Annotated in this window: 18 protein-coding genes and 2 pseudogenes; 1 reads left to right on the top strand and 19 read right to left on the bottom strand. The window is 58.9% G+C overall.

Annotated features, from left to right (window positions below):
• Positions 1-152: 152 nt before the first annotated feature.
• The 5 genes from fliA to NTD87_RS24080 all read right to left on the bottom strand — a co-directional run bounded on the left by fliA (position 153) and on the right by NTD87_RS24080 (position 6,176).
• Positions 153-893 (bottom strand): RNA polymerase sigma factor FliA, encoded by a 741-nt coding sequence (fliA, locus tag NTD87_RS24100; protein ID WP_007894214.1) that lies wholly within the window; start codon positions 891-893, stop codon positions 153-155.
• Positions 890-1,720: a flagellar synthesis regulator FleN gene (gene fleN / locus NTD87_RS24095; protein ID WP_093417037.1), complete on the bottom strand. Its 831-nt coding sequence runs from the start codon at positions 1,718-1,720 to the stop codon at positions 890-892. The genes fliA and fleN overlap by 4 nt, the downstream gene beginning before the upstream one ends.
• Before the next feature lie 114 nt (positions 1,721-1,834).
• On the bottom strand, positions 1,835-3,166 hold the full coding sequence (gene flhF, locus NTD87_RS24090; RefSeq protein ID WP_262116694.1) for a flagellar biosynthesis protein FlhF: 1,332 nt from the start codon (positions 3,164-3,166) through the stop codon (positions 1,835-1,837).
• Between the two features lie 11 nt (positions 3,167-3,177).
• A complete protein-coding gene (flhA, locus tag NTD87_RS24085) occupies positions 3,178-5,307 on the bottom strand; it encodes a flagellar biosynthesis protein FlhA (RefSeq protein ID WP_262116693.1) in 2,130 nt (709 codons plus the stop codon).
• A 206-nt stretch (positions 5,308-5,513) separates the two neighbouring features.
• On the bottom strand, positions 5,514-6,176 hold the full coding sequence (locus tag NTD87_RS24080) for a hypothetical protein (protein WP_262116692.1): 663 nt from the start codon (positions 6,174-6,176) through the stop codon (positions 5,514-5,516).
• Positions 6,177-6,699: 523 nt separating this feature from the next.
• Here NTD87_RS24080 and NTD87_RS24075 point away from each other — a divergent pair.
• Entirely contained in the window at positions 6,700-6,987 is a 288-nt protein-coding gene (locus NTD87_RS24075; RefSeq protein WP_262116691.1) for a DUF3077 domain-containing protein, read from the top strand.
• Between the two features lie 307 nt (positions 6,988-7,294).
• On the opposite strand, the gene flhB is transcribed toward NTD87_RS24075, so the two are convergent.
• From flhB to fliJ, 14 genes and pseudogenes are all read right to left on the bottom strand, one after another.
• Positions 7,295-8,434 carry a flagellar biosynthesis protein FlhB gene (gene flhB, locus NTD87_RS24070; protein WP_262116690.1) on the bottom strand — a complete coding sequence of 380 codons (1,140 nt, stop codon included), beginning with the start codon at positions 8,432-8,434 and terminating at the stop codon, positions 7,295-7,297.
• Positions 8,435-8,437: 3 nt separating this feature from the next.
• Positions 8,438-9,220, bottom strand: a complete 783-nt coding sequence (fliR, locus tag NTD87_RS24065; RefSeq protein WP_262116689.1) for a flagellar biosynthetic protein FliR — start codon at positions 9,218-9,220, stop codon at positions 8,438-8,440.
• Between the two features lie 3 nt (positions 9,221-9,223).
• Positions 9,224-9,493, bottom strand: a complete 270-nt coding sequence (gene fliQ / locus NTD87_RS24060; RefSeq protein ID WP_262116688.1) for a flagellar biosynthesis protein FliQ — start codon at positions 9,491-9,493, stop codon at positions 9,224-9,226.
• 24 nt (positions 9,494-9,517) lie between these two features.
• A complete protein-coding gene (gene fliP / locus NTD87_RS24055) occupies positions 9,518-10,267 on the bottom strand; it encodes a flagellar type III secretion system pore protein FliP (protein ID WP_262116687.1) in 750 nt (249 codons plus the stop codon).
• A complete protein-coding gene (gene fliO / locus NTD87_RS24050; protein ID WP_262116686.1) occupies positions 10,267-10,698 on the bottom strand; it encodes a flagellar biosynthetic protein FliO in 432 nt (143 codons plus the stop codon). The genes fliP and fliO overlap by 1 nt, the downstream gene beginning before the upstream one ends.
• Complete coding sequence (fliN, locus tag NTD87_RS24045) at positions 10,699-11,160, bottom strand: flagellar motor switch protein FliN (protein WP_262116685.1); 462 nt, start codon at positions 11,158-11,160, stop codon at positions 10,699-10,701. It abuts the gene before it with no gap.
• Between the two features lie 69 nt (positions 11,161-11,229).
• Positions 11,230-12,198: a flagellar motor switch protein FliM gene (gene fliM, locus NTD87_RS24040; protein ID WP_010456950.1), complete on the bottom strand. Its 969-nt coding sequence runs from the start codon at positions 12,196-12,198 to the stop codon at positions 11,230-11,232.
• Between the two features lie 9 nt (positions 12,199-12,207).
• Positions 12,208-12,708: a flagellar basal body-associated protein FliL gene (fliL, locus tag NTD87_RS24035; protein WP_262116684.1), complete on the bottom strand. Its 501-nt coding sequence runs from the start codon at positions 12,706-12,708 to the stop codon at positions 12,208-12,210.
• A 232-nt stretch (positions 12,709-12,940) separates the two neighbouring features.
• The gene (locus NTD87_RS24030; protein ID WP_262116683.1) at positions 12,941-14,308 is read right to left on the bottom strand and encodes a flagellar hook-length control protein FliK; all 1,368 of its coding nucleotides are present in this window, start codon (positions 14,306-14,308) and stop codon (positions 12,941-12,943) included.
• A gap of 106 nt (positions 14,309-14,414) precedes the next feature.
• Positions 14,415-14,759 (bottom strand): Hpt domain-containing protein, encoded by a 345-nt coding sequence (locus NTD87_RS24025; RefSeq protein ID WP_262116682.1) that lies wholly within the window; start codon positions 14,757-14,759, stop codon positions 14,415-14,417.
• 30 nt (positions 14,760-14,789) lie between these two features.
• Complete coding sequence (locus NTD87_RS24020) at positions 14,790-16,496, bottom strand: fused response regulator/phosphatase (protein ID WP_262116681.1); 1,707 nt, start codon at positions 16,494-16,496, stop codon at positions 14,790-14,792.
• Positions 16,497-16,501: 5 nt separating this feature from the next.
• A pseudogene (locus NTD87_RS24015) lies at positions 16,502-16,774 on the bottom strand (STAS domain-containing protein); the annotation flags it as partial.
• Positions 16,763-16,873 (bottom strand): annotated as a pseudogene (locus NTD87_RS28175) (anti-anti-sigma factor); the annotation flags it as partial. The pseudogenes NTD87_RS24015 and NTD87_RS28175, both read right to left, overlap by 12 nt.
• An 85-nt stretch (positions 16,874-16,958) precedes the next feature.
• Complete coding sequence (fliJ, locus tag NTD87_RS24010) at positions 16,959-17,408, bottom strand: flagellar export protein FliJ (protein WP_262116679.1); 450 nt, start codon at positions 17,406-17,408, stop codon at positions 16,959-16,961.
• Between the last annotated feature and the right edge of the window lie 3 nt (positions 17,409-17,411).

The following is a 17,411-nucleotide window of genomic DNA, read 5'->3' as shown; positions in this document are numbered from 1 at the left end:
CGACCTCCAAGCAGTCTTAAACGCGTCCAGCACCTGAACGCGCCATTCAATCAATCAGGCAGAGCACTCAACGACTGTCTGGAGCACAACGGATTGAGACCGGCACAGCGTGACGCCATACCTGTTTCGTTCGCAGTGTCCCCACACTGCTGTCAGCGCGCTCGCCACTCCCCCAAACGCCCCCGCAAACGGGCCGCGCACTGGCTGTGTAACTGGCTGACCCGCGATTCACTGACCCCCAGGACCTCACCGATTTCCTTGAGGTTCAGCTCTTCGTCGTAGTACAGCGCCAACACCAGTCGCTCACGCTCCGGCAAATTGGCAATCGCATCCGCCAGCGCAGCCTGGAAACGTTCATCTTCCAGGTCGCGCGACGGTTCGAGATGAGCACTCGCGCCATCCTCGTGCAGCCCTTCATGCTCGCCGTCCTGCAACAGGTCGTCGAAGCTGAACAGGCGACTGCCCAAGGTATCGTTCAAAATCCCGTAATAATCGTCGAGACTCAATTGGAGTTCGGCCGCAACCTCGTGATCTTTAGCGTCACGTCCGGTTTTAGCTTCAATTGAGCGAATCGCGTCACTCACCATCCGGGTATTACGGTGTACCGAGCGTGGCGCCCAGTCACCCTTGCGGACTTCATCGAGCATCGCACCACGGATACGGATCCCCGCATACGTCTCGAAACTCGCACCTTTGCTCGCGTCGTATTTGGTCGACACTTCGAGCAACCCGATCATTCCGGCCTGGATCAGGTCTTCGACCTGAACACTGGCCGGCAAGCGTGCCAACAGGTGATAGGCAATGCGTTTTACCAGTGGCGCGTAACGCTCGATCAGTTCGTACTGCGCGTCACGCGCCGACTTCTTGTACAGGTTGTAACCGCTGGCTGTCATAACACCGGACCCGCAGTTTGCTGCACCAGACGCTCGACGAAAAACTCCAGGTGCCCACGCGGGTTGGCAGGCAGCGGCCAGGTATCGACTTTCTGCGCGATGGCCTTGAACGCCAGTGCACATTTGGAACGCGGAAAGGCTTCATACACGGCGCGTTGTTTCTGCACGGCCTTGCGCACGCTTTCGTCGTAAGGCACCGCACCGACGTATTGTAAGGCGACGTCCAGGAAGCGATCCGTGACCTTGGTCAACTTGGCGAACAGGTTTCGCCCTTCCTGAGGGCTTTGCGCCATGTTGGCCAACACGCGGAAGCGGTTCATGCCGTAATCGCGGTTCAGCAACTTGATCAGCGCGTAGGCGTCGGTGATCGAGGTCGGCTCGTCGCACACCACCAGCAACACTTCCTGGGCTGCGCGAACAAAACTGACGACCGATTCACCAATACCCGCCGCCGTGTCGATCACCAATACGTCGAGGTTATCGCCGATATCGCTGAACGCCTGAATCAGGCCAGCATGCTGGGCCGGGCTCAGGTGGACCATGCTCTGGGTACCGGACGCTGCTGGAACAATACGAATTCCGCCCGGCCCCTGCAGTAATACATCGCGCAGCTCACAGCGGCCCTCGATGACGTCGGCCAGCGTACGTTTGGGTGTCAGCCCCAGCAGGACGTCGACGTTCGCCAGCCCCAGATCGGCGTCCAGCAGCATGACGCGCCGGCCGAGCTCAGCGAGAGCCAAGGACAAGTTCACTGACACGTTAGTCTTCCCGACGCCACCTTTGCCGCCGGTCACCGCGATCACCTGTACGGGATGCATGCTGCCCATGTTCTTTCTTTACCTTGTCTTGCTTAGACGCGGGCTACATGACTGGCTGCGCGTTCACTTCGGAACAATGCGTGGCAGGCCATCGATGTAGATACAAATCTATTCATTATTACCTCAGCCGACGCGCTTGGTCGGGCTGTGGTAGAGGTCAGCGAACATATCAGCCATGGCTTCTTCGCTGGGTTCTTCCTGCATCTGCACACTCACGGCGCGACTGACCAACTGATGCCGGCGCGGTAAATGTAGATCATCTGGAATCCGCGGCCCGTCAGTCAGATAGGCAACAGGTAATTCGTGACTGATCGCCAGGCTCAACACTTCGCCCAGGCTCGCCGTCTCATCCAGTTTAGTCAGGATGCAGCCTGCCAGCCCGCAACGCTTGTAACTGTGATAAGCGGCAGTCAGCACCTGTTTCTGACTGGTAGTGGCCAGCACCAGATAATTCTTTGACTTGATCCCGCGACCGGCGAGGCTTTCCAGTTGCATGCGCAACGCCGGGTCACTGGCTTGCAGACCGGCAGTGTCGATCAACACCACACGCTTGCGCAGCAGCGGATCAAGGGCTTGCGCCAGGGACTGGCCCGGGTCGACGTGAGTCACCGAGACATTGAGGATACGCCCCAGGGTCTTGAGTTGTTCCTGAGCACCAATGCGGTAGCTGTCCATGCTCACCAGCGCGATGTTCTGCGCGCCGTACTTGAGCACATAACGGGCGGCGAGCTTGGCCAGCGTCGTGGTCTTGCCCATGCCGGCAGGGCCGACCATGGCAATCACACCACCCTCTTCGAGCGGTTCGATCTCGGGGGTGACGATCATCCGCGCCAGGTGCGCCAACAGCATGCGCCAGGCCTGACGAGGCTCTTCAATTTCGGTAATCAGCTCCAGCAGATCGCGCGACAGCGGACCGGACAGGCCGATGCGCTGCAGGCGACGCCAGAGGTTGGCTTGTTGCGGGCGACTGCCTTGCAGCTGGTTCCAGGCCAGAGAACCCAGCTGCACTTCAAGTAACTCACGCAGACCATTGAGTTCGAAACGCATCGAGTCGAAAGCCCGTGGGTCGACCCCGGCGGACGGCGTCGGCGCGGGGGCAGGACGCGGCCGCTCAGCAAAGGTCGGCTCGATCAAAGGTTCCGCAGCGGTCAGCGGCAGGCCGGCGAACAGCTGGCGATTGGTGCCGGCGCTCGCATCGACATCACCCTCGCCACGCAGGCTCAATTCGGCCTGAGCCGTGACGATCCGCGACTGGGTCTTGCGCAGCTCGTCTTCGAGTTCGATGTTCGGCACACGCGGGGCCAGCGCCGACAGCTTGTAATCCAGGGCAGCCGTCAGCTCGACACCGCCGGCGATCCGGCGATTACCGATAATGGCGGCATCAGCGCCCAGCTCATCGCGAACCAGCTTCATGGCCTGACGCATATCGGCGGCGAAAAAACGCTTAACTTGCATAAACCACTACCTCAGCCGTTGGGCCCTACTGTCGCAACGATGGTCACTTGCTTGTTGTCAGGAATTTCCTGGTACGCCAACACATGCAACCCCGGGACTGCCAGACGTCCGAATCGCGAAAGCATCGCGCGAACCGGACCTGCTACCAACAGAATTACCGGATGACCTTGCATTTCCTGACGCTGCGCGGCTTCGATCAACGAGCGCTGCAGCTTCTCTGCCATGCTTGGCTCCAGCAGAACACCCTCTTCCGAGCCTTGTCCTGCCTTCTGAAGACTATTGAGCAATATTTGTTCCAACCTTGGTTCCAAGGTGATGACAGGCAGCTCGGACTCAGTACCTACAATGCTTTGGACGATAGCGCGTGATACGCCTACCCGTACGGCGGCCACCAGAGCGGCAGTATCTTGACTCTTGGAGGCATTGTTGGCGATGGCTTCGGCAATGCTGCGAATGTCGCGAACCGGAACCTGTTCGGCCAACAAGGCTTGCAGTACTTTGAGCAGCTGCGACAGCGAAACAACACCCGGCACCAGTTCCTCGGCCAGTTTTGGCGAGCTTTTGGCCAGCAACTGCATGAGCTGCTGAACTTCTTCGTGGCCGATCAGTTCACTGGAGTGCTTGTACAAAATCTGATTGAGGTGAGTCGCCACCACCGTGCTGGCGTCGACCACGGTGTAACCCAGAGACTGCGCCTGAGCACGCTGGCTGATTTCGATCCAGACCGCCTCCAGACCGAAGGCCGGATCTTTGGCGGTAATGCCATTGAGTGAGCCGTAGACCTGCCCAGGGTTGATCGCCAGCTCGCGATCCGGATAAATCTCCGCCTCGGCGAGGATCACCCCCATCAGCGTCAGGCGGTAGGCGCTCGGTGCCAGGTCGAGGTTGTCGCGGATGTGCACGGTCGGCATCAGGAAGCCCAGGTCCTGGGAAAGCTTCTTGCGCACACCCTTGATTCGCGCCAGCAACTGACCGCCCTGGTTGCGATCCACCAGTGGAATCAGCCGGTAACCGACTTCCAGGCCGATCATGTCGATCGGGGTCACGTCATCCCAGCCCAGCTCTTTGGTTTCCATGGCCCGTGCCGGCGACGGCAGCAGCTCCTGCTGGCGCTTGACCTCTTCCAGAGCCTGAACCTTGACGATGTTCTGCTTCTTCCAGAACAGATACGCAGCACCCGCCGCCACGGCGGCCATGCTGAGAAAGGAGAAGTGCGGCATGCCTGGCACCAGGCCCATGACCGCCATCAAACCGGCCGCCACCGCCAAGGCTTTTGGCGAGGCGAACATCTGCCGATTGATCTGCTTGCCCATGTCTTCCGAACCGGAAGCACGGGTCACCATGATCGCCGCTGCGGTGGACAGCAGCAGTGATGGCAATTGCGCCACCAAACCGTCACCGATGGTCAGCAACGCGTAGACCTTGCCGGCATCACCGAAGGTCATACCGTGCTGAAAGATCCCGACCGCCATGCCGCCGATCAGGTTGATGAACAGAATCAGCAGACCGGCAATGGCGTCACCGCGCACGAACTTGCTGGCACCGTCCATCGAACCGTAGAACTCGGCCTCCTGGGCCACTTCCATACGGCGCAGCTTGGCCTGGGGCTGGTCGATCAGGCCGGCGTTCAAGTCGGCATCGATCGCCATCTGTTTGCCCGGCATCGCATCGAGGGTGAAGCGCGCGCTGACCTCGGAAATCCGTCCGGCACCTTTGGTCACCACGACGAAGTTGATGATCATCAAAATCGCGAACACCACGATACCGACCACGTAGTTACCGCCGATCACCACCTCACCGAAGGCCTGGATCACCTTACCGGCGGCGGCATGGCCGTCCTGACCGTGAAGCATCACCACCCGGGTCGAGGCCACGTTCAATGCCAGTCGCAACAGCGTGGCGACCAGCAGGATGGTCGGAAACACCGCAAAGTCCAGCGGCCGCAAGGCGTAGACGCAGACCAGCAGCACGACAATCGACAGCGCAATGTTGAAGGTGAAGAACACGTCGAGCAGGAACGGCGGAACCGGCAACATCATCATGGCCAGCATGACCAACAGCAACAGCGGCACACCCAGATTGCCTCGACTGAGGTCTGCCAGGTTGCTGCGGGCACTGTTGATTAACTGAGAGCGATCCACCGGTATTCCCCGTTCCTTGAAGCAAACTTTTGACGCCTGAAGCGGGCGCAGGCGGGCTATTGCAAGAAGCCTTCCAACTTTTGCAGGGGACGGGAATAGAGGGGCTCAGGGGCCAGACGCAAATCTGGCAAAATCGGCAGATCGCTTGAAGATGGCGAAATCAGCGCTTAGCGTTCCGATACAGCAAAAAACCGCCACGCGGACTATTACGCGACCTTGATATCGCTTGCGGTGATGGCGCCAAACCGCAGCTTGCTTGCGGTCATGTAGAGCGTTCCCCGAAGCATCTTGGCACCCTCGACGATCACGCTGTCTTCTTGGGCATACCCCAAAACCACTTTGGTCGTCGGCGCCTGGATATCTGGCGCCGTTGTATGTCCCTGTAAAAGGTTGAGCGCCCAGTTAAATCCAATCACCGGCAAGTCGCCAATGACCACCTGGCGCTTATCCTTGTCCCAACGGAAGTCTTGAGTCGCTTTGATAATTAACTCGTTACCCTCCACCTTGAGGTCAGGATTCGCATAGCGCCTTGAAAGACCACCACTTGACCACTCACTCATATAAAACTCAGGGTTTGAGAAGATGTTGAACAACGCTTGCGAGGAGTGAATGTTGCCAGCAGCACCAGAAAAGTAGTCGTAAGAAAGATGGTAGGCCAACCCACCAAGCTCGGGACGAATCGCGTTGATCGGACTCTCCAGGTACCCAGGAATGTACCGATTGGCCATGTGCACAAAATGCGTAAAATCCAAGAGCAACTTAAACGTCACCGTATAACCGATGGCTCCCTCTGCCGGTTTCTCTTCCAGCACCCCGGATACAAACTCCAACGCCATGCCTTCAAGCCGCCTGTACAGACGATCGCTCATGATACTTGCCTCACTGAGTAGTCAATCATGGCCCGGTGTACAGCCTCCAAACCCGCATCAGGCCCCAGCACTCATCAAATGATGTAAAGCCGTCGGGGTCTACTGTCAGAACTAACAGGCGGTGGCACTTTTAAGACGAACGGTAGGCGTCATCAAGCGTCGCGACGCAGATCCGGTGGAATCGGCAAATCCGGATCGCTCCCACACTCCTGTGGGAACGATCAACACAGGGAAACTTCCGACAGGTTTTCAAGGTTGCCGCTCGGAAGTGGCATCGCTAGTCTTCGGCAGTCGCTGCCAAATCAGCGGCCGGGCTTGGAAACCCGGCGAGTAAACGGCGCAAAAGCGCCCTTCATAACGTATGCTGGCGCTTTTTTACGCCCATGCTTTATGGCGGCTGTGCGCGGGAGACCTTCGGGGTCTGCCGGGCTCGTTTACCCCGGTTTTCCAACCTGCGTACAGCTGCCACCCATTCGCTTGGAAACGAACGTGGCAGCTCCAACCAGTAAACGAGATCCTCGCCATGAACAAACCTTCGCACCTCCATGATTTAAAAACCGCCGGCCTCACCCCCTTCTCCATCCACAACGATCAAGCCCTGTTCCGCGTCAACAGTGGCGTCTCGATCCACGAAGCCTTGTCCCACGTGTCCGACTTGCTCCACCTCTCCAAGATGCTGGCCGAAGATGCAGCGATGGAGCGCAAAACCGACCGCTATGCCTGGGCCTCCCACTACTTGCAGGAGATGAGCAAAGCCGTCATCGATGACGTGGTGAAGGTGCTGGAGGCGCCAGGTAATAATCGCGATTGAATAAAAAGCCCCGCGCGTCTCTTGAAGGCGGGGGCTTTCAGGTGTTTGGTCATCAGCTCAAACAGCTATTAGCGATTCTCCTGATACACCGCGGTGCGGCCTTCGCGAGCAGGCTCGCTCCCACAGTTTTGATTGGTGTACGTCTGCGGGAGATGGGTCGACTGTCAGGCCGTCTTCGCAGGCAAGCCAGCTCCCACAGTTTTGATTGATGTACATCTGTAAGGGGTTGGCCGGCTGTCAGGCCGCCATCGCAGGCAAGCAAGCTCCCCCAATTTTGATCGGCGTACACCGCCAAGAGATGAGCCGGTCAGGAATCGCGGCGCAGATCCGGTGGAATCGGCAAATCGTCCTTGAGCGGATCCGGGCGTTTGCCCTTGCCAGCGCGGTGCTGGCGGATCTGGTAGACGTAGGCCAGTACCTGGGCGACCGCCAGATAGAGCCCGCCGGGAATTTCCTGGTCGAGTTCGGTGGAGTAGTAGATCGAACGCGCCAGGGCCGGCGATTCAAGCAACAGGACCCCGTTTGCCACAGCGATTTCGCGGATTTTCAGCGCCAGGAAGTCGTTACCCTTGGCCACCAGCATCGGCGCGCCGCCCTTTTCCGGGTCGTACTTGAGCGCCACGGCATAGTGGGTCGGGTTGGTGATGATCACATCGGCCTCAGGAATGGCCGCCATCATCCGCCGCTGAGACATTTCACGCTGTAGCTGGCGAATCCGCTGTTTAACCTCAGGGCGACCTTCCTGGTCCTTGTGCTCATCGCGCACTTCCTGCTTGGTCATCAGCAGTTTCTTGTGGCTCTGGTACAACTGAACCGGCACATCGACTGCGGCGATCAGAATCAACCCGCAGGCCATCCATAAGGTGCTCCAACCCACCAGTTGCACACTGTGGATAATCGCCTGTTCCAGCGGTTCATGGGCGATTCGCAACAAGTCGTCGATGTCCGAGCGCAGCACGCTTAGCGCAACGAACAGCACCAGCAGGAATTTTGCCAGGGCCTTGAGCAACTCGATCAACGCCGTGGAGGAAAACATCCGCTTGAGGCCGTTGGCCGGGTTCATTCGACTGAACTTGGGCGCCAGGCTGCTGCCCGCAAACAGCCAGCCCCCCAGAGAAATCGGACCAATGATTGCCGCCAGCAGCAAGCTGATCAGCACCGGTTGCACCGCGAGAATCGCGATCTTGCCCGAGTTCAGCAAATACAGGCCCATGGCGCCTGGAGTGAGCACCACTTCACGAGGCAGCGAGAAATTCAGGCGCATGATTTCCAGCAGGTCCAGCGCCAGTCCACCGCCGTAGATCAGCAGCGCACCCGCCCCGGCCAGCATCACCGCCAAGGTATTGAGTTCTTTGGAGCGGGCGATCTCGCCCTTTTCACGGGAATCCTTTTTGCGCTTCTCCGTGGGGTCTTCCGTCTTGTCCTGACCGCTCTCGCTTTCAGCCATGACTCAGCGCGCCTGTGCCATATCACGCAACAACTGCAAGGCCTCGGTGGCCAACGGTTGGTACTGATTGAGAATGTCCCCCAGACTGACCCAGAAAATCACCAGGCCCAGCACCAGGGTCAGCGGAAAACCGATAGAGAAGATATTGAGCTGCGGTGCCGCGCGGGTCATGATCCCGAAGGCAATGTTGACCACCAGCAGCGCGGTGATTGCCGGTAATACCAGCAACATTGCCGCTCCCAGCACCCAGCCCATCTTGCCGGCCATTTCCCAGAAATGATTGACCAGCGTTGCGCTGCCGACCGGCAACGTAGTGAAGCTTTCAGTGAGGACTTCGAACACCACCAGATGGCCGTTCATCCCCAGGAACAGTAGCGTCACCAGCATCGTCAGAAACTGCCCGATCACCGCCGCCGATACGCCGTTGGTGGGGTCGACCATGGACGCGAAGCCCATGCCCATCTGGATCGAAATAATTTGACCGGCGACGACAAACGCCTGGAAGAACAACTGCAAGGAGAACCCCAGCAGTGAGCCAATGAGGATCTGTTCGGCAATCAGCAGCAGACCACTCAAATCCAGCGGATTGACCTGCGGCATCGGCGGCAGGCCCGGCGTGATGACCACCGTTATCGCCAGCGCGAAATACATCCGTATACGCCTGGGCACCAGGGTCGTGCCGAAGACCGGCATGGTCATCAGCACCGCGCCGACCCGGAACAGCGGCAGCATGAAGCTCGCCACCCAGGTACTGATTTGCGCGTCGGTCAGCGCCAGCAACGACATGGCTTAGCCGATCAACTGCGGAATACTGGTGTACAAGCGCAGGATGTATTCCATGAACGTTTGTATCAGCCAAGGGCCGGCAACGATCAGGGTCACCAGCATCACCAGCAAACGCGGCAGGAAACTCAGGGTCTGTTCGTTGATCTGGGTGGCAGCCTGAAACATCGCCACCAGCAGGCCCACCAGCAAACTCGGAACGACCAGTATGGCGACCATCATGGTGGTCAGCCAGAGTGCTTCCCGGAACAGGTCTACCGCAACTTCAGGAGTCATATCGCCCTACCCGCCCACAAGGTTCTAAACGCCACCGAAACTGCTCGCCAGCGTACCGATGATCAATGCCCAGCCATCCACCAGCACAAACAACATGATTTTGAACGGCAGCGAAATGATCAGCGGCGAGAGCATCATCATACCCATGGCCATCAGCACACTGGCGACGACCAGGTCGATGATCAGGAACGGAATGAAGATCATGAAACCAATCTGGAATGCGGTTTTCAGTTCCGACGTCACGAAAGCCGGCACCAGGATGGTCAACGGAGCCTGATCTGGCGTAGCGATGTCCGTGCGTTTGGACAGGCGCATGAACAGCTCAAGGTCGCTGCTGCGGGTCTGCGCCAGCATGAAGTCCTTGATCGGTACTTGCGCCTTGGCCACGGCATCCTGAGCGGTAAGCTTCTCGGCCAGGTAAGGCTGCAAGGCATCCCGATTCACCCGATCAAAGACCGGCGCCATGATGAACATGGTCAGAAACAGCGCCATACCGGTGAGGATCTGGTTCGACGGCGTCTGCTGCAAGCCCAGGGCCTGACGCAGGATCGAGAAAACGATGATGATCCGGGTAAAACTGGTCATCAGCATGACGAACGCCGGAATGAAGCTCAGCGCCGTCATGATCAACAGGATTTGCAGGCTGACCGAGTATTCCTGAGCGCCATTGGCGTTCGTGCCCAGGGTGATCGCCGGAATCGACAGCGGGTCGGCAGCGAACGCCAACGGCGCAGCCAGCATCAGGACCAACGTCAACAGGATGCGCAACGGCATTACTTCTTATCCTTATCTTTACCCAGCAACTCCATCAGGCGCTGGGCAAACTCGGGGGTCGCTTGTTCGGCACTGGGAACCTGAACCGGCTCCTTGAGCACATGCAGCGGGGTGATGGTGCCGGGGGTCAGTCCGAGCAGAATCTGCTCGTTGCCGACTTGCACCAGCACCAGGCGATCACGTGGCCCCAAGGCGCGCGAGCCGATCAGTTCGATCACTTGCCCTTTGCCGGCAGGACCCGCCTGCTGGACCCGACGCAACAGCCAGGCGAGGAAGAAGATCAACCCCAACACCAGCAATAAACCCAGCACCAGCTGAGTCAACTGCCCGGCCACGCCACTACCGACCGCGGGTGCCGCGACCGCCGCCACTGGTTCCGCCGCCCATGCACTGAGCGGCAAGGCCAGTAATACGCCGAGAAACGCCTTCACTCAGCGCAGCTTCTTGATGCGTTCGCTTGGGCTGATCACGTCGGTCAGGCGGATGCCGAACTTTTCGTTGACCACCACCACTTCGCCGTGAGCGATGAGCGTGCCATTGACCAGCACGTCCAGCGGTTCGCCGGCCAGACGGTCAAGTTCGATCACCGAACCCTGGTTGAGCTGCAGCAGGTTACGGATGTTGATATCGGTGCTGCCGACTTCCATGGAGATCGACACCGGGATGTCCAGAATCACGTCCAGGTTCGGACCGTCGAGGGTCACTGGCTCGTTGTTCTTCGGCACACTGCCGAACTCTTCCATCGGCAGACGATTGGAAGCCGACGAAGTGGCTGAATCGGCAGCCAACAAGGCATCAATGTCGTCCTGCCCGGCATCACCCGTCTCTTCAAGGGCCGCAGCCCATTCATCGGCCAGCGCCTGGTCGTCCTGGGTATTCATATCGTTAGCCATCATCTGTCCTCGGCGGGCAACCATTGAATTAGAAGCCGTCATTTAAAAGCGAATGTGTACGAGCGCCGATCAGCGGCGCTCGATCGGCTCGATCACTTGCAACGCCAGGTTGCCCTTGTGGGAGCCCATTTTGACCTTGAAGGCCGGCACGCCGTTGGCGCGCATGATCATTTCTTCCGGCATTTCGACCGGGATCACATCACCCGGCTGCATGTGCAGGATGTCGCGCAGGCGCAATTGGCGACGGGCAACGGTGGCACCGATCGGTACGTCGACGTCCAGCACGTCCTGACGCAAGGCGTTGACCCAACGCTCGTCCTGATCATCGAGGTCCGACTGGAAGCCGGCATCGAGCATTTCGCGGACCGGCTCGATCATCGAGTACGGCATGGTCACGTGCAGATCACCGCCACCGCCGTCGAGCTCGATGTGGAAGGTCGAGACCACCACCGCTTCGCTCGGCCCCACGATGTTGGCCATGGCCGGGTTCACTTCCGAGTTGATGTACTCGAAATTGACTTCCATGATCGCCTGCCAGGCTTCTTTCAAGTCGACGAAGGCCTGCTCCAGCACCATACGCACGACACGCAATTCGGTCGGGGTGAATTCACGGCCTTCGATCTTGGCGTGACGACCGTCACCGCCGAAGAAGTTGTCCACCAGCTTGAACACCAGCTTGGCGTCGAGGATGAACAGCGCGGTACCGCGCAGCGGCTTGATTTTGACCAGGTTGAGGCTGGTCGGTACGTACAGCGAGTGCACGTATTCGCCAAACTTCATCACCTGCACGCCACCAACGGCAACGTCTGCCGAGCGGCGCAGCATGTTGAACATGCTGATGCGCGTGTAACGGGCAAACCGCTCGTTGATCATTTCCAGGGTCGGCATGCGTCCACGGACGATGCGATCCTGACTGGTCAGGTCATAGCTTTTGACACTGCCCGGTTCAGCAGCGTTGTCGGTCTGTACCAGACCGTCGTCGACACCATGCAACAGCGCATCGATCTCATCCTGGGACAGCAGGTCCTGCACGGCCATGTCGTGTTCCTACTGCAGTACGAAATTGGTAAAGAGCAACTGCTCGATAACGACTTTGCCGACTTCCTTCTGCGCTACTTCCTGCACACTGGCAGTGGCTTTCTGGCGCAGCATTTCCTGACCGACCGGAGTCGCCAGGGTGTCGAAATTCTGCCCGGAGAACAGCATGACCAGATTGTTGCGAATCACCGGCATATGCACTTTCAGCGCATCCAGATCCGCCTGATTACGCGCCTGCAGGGTAATGCTCACCTGCATGTAGCGTTGACGGCCATTCTGGTTGTAGTTGGCTACGAAGGCCGGGGCCATTGGCTCATAAATCGCCGCCGGCTTGACGTTGCTGGCGGTTTCGGCCGCAGGCGCAGGCTTGCTCTGAGCGCTGTGCATGAAGTACCAGGTCGCGCCCACGGACAGGCCGATCGCCAGCAGCACGGCCAGCACAATCACGAGAATAAGCTTGAGTTTGCCTTTCCCGGCGGGGTCTTTCACTGCTGCTTCGCTCTTCGCCATGCCAATAATCCGTCACTATTCGAGTTTTCACCGTTGCACGGCAAGGCAAGAGCAAGTGTTATGCCAGAAGTGTCGGGAGGGGGAACGGCGGGAATTGAGCGCAATCCAAAAAACACTACAAGACCAGTGTGGGAGCGAGCCTGCTCGCGATAGCGGTGTAACAGCCCACAAAGATATCGACTGTTAAGGCCTCATCGCGAGCAGGCTCGCTCCCACAGGGTTTGACGTTCGGTCAGGCGTAGTAGTCGACCGCGCTGGAGCCGATGATGCTGGTGGTGCTGGCAGCCACTTCAGCCACGCTCGCCGGCAGCTCCTCATCGGCCGAATCCAGACGACCGCCACTGGCAGAGTTGCGTGCGCCCTGCCCCTGCTGAGCCTGCTGTTGCCCCTGCCCTTGCCAGCCGCGAGACTGGTCGGACACATTGACGTCGACCTGCCCCATGCCCTGCTGGGCAAACATGTCGCGCAGACGATGCATCTGACTGTCCAGCGCCTCACGCACGCCAACGTGAGCGCTCATGAAGGTCACTTGAGTCTGTTGATCGGGAACCATATTCACCCGAATATCCAGGCGCCCCAATTCCGCGGGCTGAAGCTGAATATCCGCCGCCTTGAGGTTGGCACTCGACAGGTACATGACCCGATTGACCACTTCCTCCGTCCAGCCGCTCTGATGCATGGCGATCGGCTGATTCACCGGCAGCGCATTTGCGGTCTTCGGCGTGGCGGCCTGGGTCAGCGCCGCCAGACGACTGGCAAAATCATCAACACGGGTGTCACTGGTCGCCGACTTCAGATCCTTGAGCCCCTCATCGATCAAACCACTGAAGGACTTTTCACCCCCCTGGCTGGTGCTGTCCTTGCCGGTTTGCACGTCCAGCATGCTTGCCATGCCGTTGGCAAAGTTTTGTGCCACGGTCGGCTCGCTATCGGTCTGATCCGGTGCCGTTTTTGCCGGGGATTGGCTGGAGGCCGACACGTGACCACTTTGCTCCAGCGCCAGACGCAAGGTCGGCATCGCGTCCAAAGGATCGGATGCAGGATCGAATGAGGGATCAGTGGTGGTCGCGGGCGTAGCCGGCGCAGGCGTGACCGTGGCCGCCAGCGCCGCGTCGACCTGAGGCAAGGGCTGAGCCTGAGTCACCACCGGCGGTGTTTGTGGGTCTGGCGCCGGCACTGGTGTCGGCGTCGGCTGCACCGCCTGCGCTAACGCTGGATCAAGAGCAGGGTCGACCGGAGCACTATCAGCCACCGGAGCATCCGTGACCTTTGCGTCGGAGCTTGCGGCCTTATTGCCGGTATCCGCGGTTGTGTCGGCGGGCAAGGATTTGCCGTTATCGGCAACCGTCGGTTGCGAGGCGGCAGACTTGTCATCAGGCGAAACCTTTTTGCCGGCGGTATCCGCTACTTTGTCACGCGCAGTTTTGCCGGCCCCACCTGTGCTTGGCGCAGGCGTCGCTTGCGACTGTTTGGCGTAGACCTGAGAAAAGCTTGCGGCCTTATCCCTGGGCTCTGCAGGCACTGTCGGCGCATTGGCAGACGCAGCCTGAGTCTTGGCCTGCGCGGCAGCCTGAAGAAGCATATTCGGGGCGAGGGGCATAACGGTCTCCGCTGCACTGGGATCGTAGGTACAGTTGAGAAACAAAACTGCAAGGGTCGAGCCAAGTTTGATCAGACGCAGAAAAATACCTGCACCGATGACGATTTCAGTAATGAAAACGCTGACGCTCTTCCCGATACAGGCGCCGGACAATCGCGAATTCGCCATCGATTTCTCCGACCAGCTTTTCGATGCCGAAGATCTGTTTTTCCTTGGCTCGCAGCTCCAGCTGACTGCACAACTCAGCCAGGCGCCTGGCGCCCATATTGCTGCTACTGCCCTTGAAACTGTGGGCGGTACTGAGCAGTTGATCAGGGTCTTGGGTTTTACGCAGCTGAGTCAAACGCTCTTCGGAGTCCTGAAGAAAAGTATCCAGAAGCGTTGGGTACTCATCTTCCATTACTTCTTGCAGCGCACTCAATACGTCGTGGTCCAGATGAATGTCAGTCACTTGTTCGCTCCTTGATCAAGAATGTGCGGATTATGCCTGAGCCTCCCAGGAAAACTCCACGTGGGCACGCCGGCCGTTGTCCGACCAACTGGCGTTGCGGCTCAATTGACGGATCAGACTCACCCCACGACCCGACAAGCGACCGCCGTCGACAGGTCGAGCCATTACCCGCTGCACGTCGAACCCCGCACCACTGTCTTCAACTTCAACCACCAGACAGCCACCCGCACCTTGCGGCAATACCTGCACATGCACCCGCAGATAGCCATCCTCAAGCGCTTCCAGGCGCGCATTGCGCTGCTCATAGTAGCGCGCGAACCCGGACGCATCGCGCTTGAGGCTAGAATCGAGCCCCAATACACCATGCTCCAGCGCATTGGAATAGAGCTCGGCCAACACACTGTACAACGCCCCGCTTTGCGCCCGCAGCCCATGCACTTCAAGCAACAACTGCAACAGATAAGGCAACGGGTTGAAACGCTTGAGCGTGTCCGCGCGAAACTCGAAACTCACCGACCAGTCCAGTGGACAGGACTGACCACTGTCGGAATACACCATGGCTGGAGGTGTGAGTTGCGTGGCTTCGAGCAGGCTGACCTCAACCATGCTGACATCATCACGCGCCTCGCCACGGAAATCCCACAGCGCCTGCTCAATCTCCTCGAACAGCCGGTCCGGCTGGCGGTTGTCGGCAAACACCTGCTGTAGCCGCTCGACACCAAACAGCTGCTCGTTGGCATCACAGGTATCGATCACGCCATCCGACATCAGGAGCACCCGGTCGCCGAGGGCCATCGGGAACACCTCGGTGCGATCATCAAAGGCTTCCGGGCTCAACACACCCAGCGGCAGATGCCGCGCCTGCAACGCAGTACGCTTTCCGCTGGCAGTGTCACGCAGGTAGCCATCGGGCATACCGCCGTTCCAGACTTCCACCGAACGGCGCTGAAAACTCAGGCACAACAGGGTCGCGCAACAGAACATATCCACCGGCAGGATACGTTTGAGCTTGGCGTTCATCTCACGCAGCATTTCCGCCAGACCGTAACCCTTGGCGGTCATACCGTAGAATACTTCCGCCATCGGCATGGCGCCGACTGCCGCCGGCAAGCCATGACCGGTGAAATCCCCCAGCAACACATGCATGTCACCGGCCGGGGTGAACGCCGCCAGCAACAGATCGCCATTGAACAGTGCATAGGGGGATTGTGAATAACGGATGTTGGGCGCGCTCAGACAACCGGAGTGAGCAACCTTGTCAAACACCGCCTTGGCCACCCGCTGCTCATTGAGCAGGTAATTATGGTGCCTGGCGATCAGATCGCGCTGCTCCAGCACTGTCGCCTGTAACCGCCGCAAACGGTCCATCGCCTTGATCTTGGCGCCCAATATCACCTGGTTATAGGGTTTTGCCAGAAAGTCGTCACCACCCGCCTCCAGGCAACGCGCCAAGGCCTCGCTTTGCGTCAACGAAGTCAGGAAGATGATCGGCACCAGGGTTTCGCCAGCCAACAGCTTGATCTGCCGCGCGGCTTCGAAACCATCCATCACCGGCATCATCGCGTCCATCAGCACCAATTGCGGACGCTGCTGCTGATACAGCTCAACCGCTTCGGCACCGTTGGCCGCCGTTAGCACCTCATGCCCCTGGCGCCGGACGATACTCGACAGCAGCAAGCGATCAGCCGCGCTGTCTTCAGCGATCAGTACCGTCAGCGGCTCAAGCGGTGGTGACATGGCGATCAACTGATGTCGAAAAGCTTGTTGAAATTGGAGATCGCGAGGATTTTTCGCACGTCCGAGTTGCTGTTGACGACACTGATATCGGCGCGGTCCCCGCCAGCATGGTCGCGCAGCAGCAACAGCATGCCGAGCGCCGAGCTGTCGAGATAGGTAGTTTCTTTCAGATCGACCACCACCGAACTCGGCTCCGGCGACTTGTTATGCGGGCGCTCCTGATCGTGCTCTGCCAAATGCCAATGCTTGTCGTCACGATTAAAGACGAGATGTTCGTAGGACCCACGAAACTCCTGATAGCTGCCAAGATCGAACCGCCCCTTGATCGAGATCGTCAGCTTTTTCCCATCCGGTGAAATCACTGCTTCAACGCCCATGTTGCAGCTTCCTTGTCATTGGCAACGTGTAGAAGGTTTAGCACCCCGCACGCATATGGGCAACCTGCACCGGACAAATGCCGGATCAGTAAGGACTTTGACGTGGCAAACGCTGAGAAAGCTCATCGAGCAGCTTCTGCTCGCGCCGGTCTTCGAGTTGGCGGGCTTCATCGATGTAGCGCTGCACCAGTTTGCGCAGCCCTTCAACCCGGGTAAACGCCTGCTGCCAGGCTTCACGCGCCTTGTTCAAGTTGTTCTGGTGCCAGGCCAGGCTTTGACGCTGCTGATCGATAGCAGTGCCCAACTGCGCGAGAAAACCCTGATACCCCAACAACCATTGCCCCGAGACGCCATGGCTGCCACGTTCGATCCATTGCTCCTGATACTCGAGGCGGAAATTTTCGAGGTCAGCGAGCTTGCTCTCGGCCAAGCGCACCTGCCCCTGGAAGTGCCCCAAGCGCTGGACGGCCGCTTTTTCGGCCTTTTCAGCCAGCTCGACCACGGGTGCCAGGCGCGCTGACCGGCTCTGGGTCATGAA

The organism is Pseudomonas sp. 6D_7.1_Bac1 (assembly GCF_025465945.1).
Taxonomy (GTDB): Bacteria; Pseudomonadota; Gammaproteobacteria; order Pseudomonadales; family Pseudomonadaceae; genus Aquipseudomonas.
This window is presented reverse-complemented; position numbering and strand designations above follow the sequence as displayed.

What these genes read in the sequence shown, in the direction of transcription:
- fliA (WP_007894214.1), bottom strand. Translation starts at nt 893, where the DNA reads ATGACAGCCAGCGGTTACAACCTGTACAAGAAGTCGGCGCGTGACGCG.
- fleN (WP_093417037.1), bottom strand. Translation starts at nt 1,720, where the DNA reads ATGGGCAGCATGCATCCCGTACAGGTGATCGCGGTGACCGGCGGCAAA.
- flhF (WP_262116694.1), bottom strand. Translation starts at nt 3,166, where the DNA reads ATGCAAGTTAAGCGTTTTTTCGCCGCCGATATGCGTCAGGCCATGAAG.
- NTD87_RS24080 (WP_262116692.1), bottom strand. Translation starts at nt 6,176, where the DNA reads ATGAGCGATCGTCTGTACAGGCGGCTTGAAGGCATGGCGTTGGAGTTT.
- NTD87_RS24075 (WP_262116691.1), top strand. Translation starts at nt 6,700, where the DNA reads ATGAACAAACCTTCGCACCTCCATGATTTAAAAACCGCCGGCCTCACC.
- flhB (WP_262116690.1), bottom strand. Translation starts at nt 8,434, where the DNA reads ATGGCTGAAAGCGAGAGCGGTCAGGACAAGACGGAAGACCCCACGGAG.
- fliR (WP_262116689.1), bottom strand. Translation starts at nt 9,220, where the DNA reads ATGTCGTTGCTGGCGCTGACCGACGCGCAAATCAGTACCTGGGTGGCG.
- fliQ (WP_262116688.1), bottom strand. Translation starts at nt 9,493, where the DNA reads ATGACTCCTGAAGTTGCGGTAGACCTGTTCCGGGAAGCACTCTGGCTG.
- fliP (WP_262116687.1), bottom strand. Translation starts at nt 10,267, where the DNA reads ATGCCGTTGCGCATCCTGTTGACGTTGGTCCTGATGCTGGCTGCGCCG.
- fliN (WP_262116685.1), bottom strand. Translation starts at nt 11,160, where the DNA reads ATGGCTAACGATATGAATACCCAGGACGACCAGGCGCTGGCCGATGAA.
- fliM (WP_010456950.1), bottom strand. Translation starts at nt 12,198, where the DNA reads ATGGCCGTGCAGGACCTGCTGTCCCAGGATGAGATCGATGCGCTGTTG.
- fliL (WP_262116684.1), bottom strand. Translation starts at nt 12,708, where the DNA reads ATGGCGAAGAGCGAAGCAGCAGTGAAAGACCCCGCCGGGAAAGGCAAA.
- NTD87_RS24030 (WP_262116683.1), bottom strand. Translation starts at nt 14,308, where the DNA reads ATGCCCCTCGCCCCGAATATGCTTCTTCAGGCTGCCGCGCAGGCCAAG.
- NTD87_RS24020 (WP_262116681.1), bottom strand. Translation starts at nt 16,496, where the DNA reads ATGTCACCACCGCTTGAGCCGCTGACGGTACTGATCGCTGAAGACAGC.
- fliJ (WP_262116679.1), bottom strand. Translation starts at nt 17,408, where the DNA reads ATGACCCAGAGCCGGTCAGCGCGCCTGGCACCCGTGGTCGAGCTGGCT.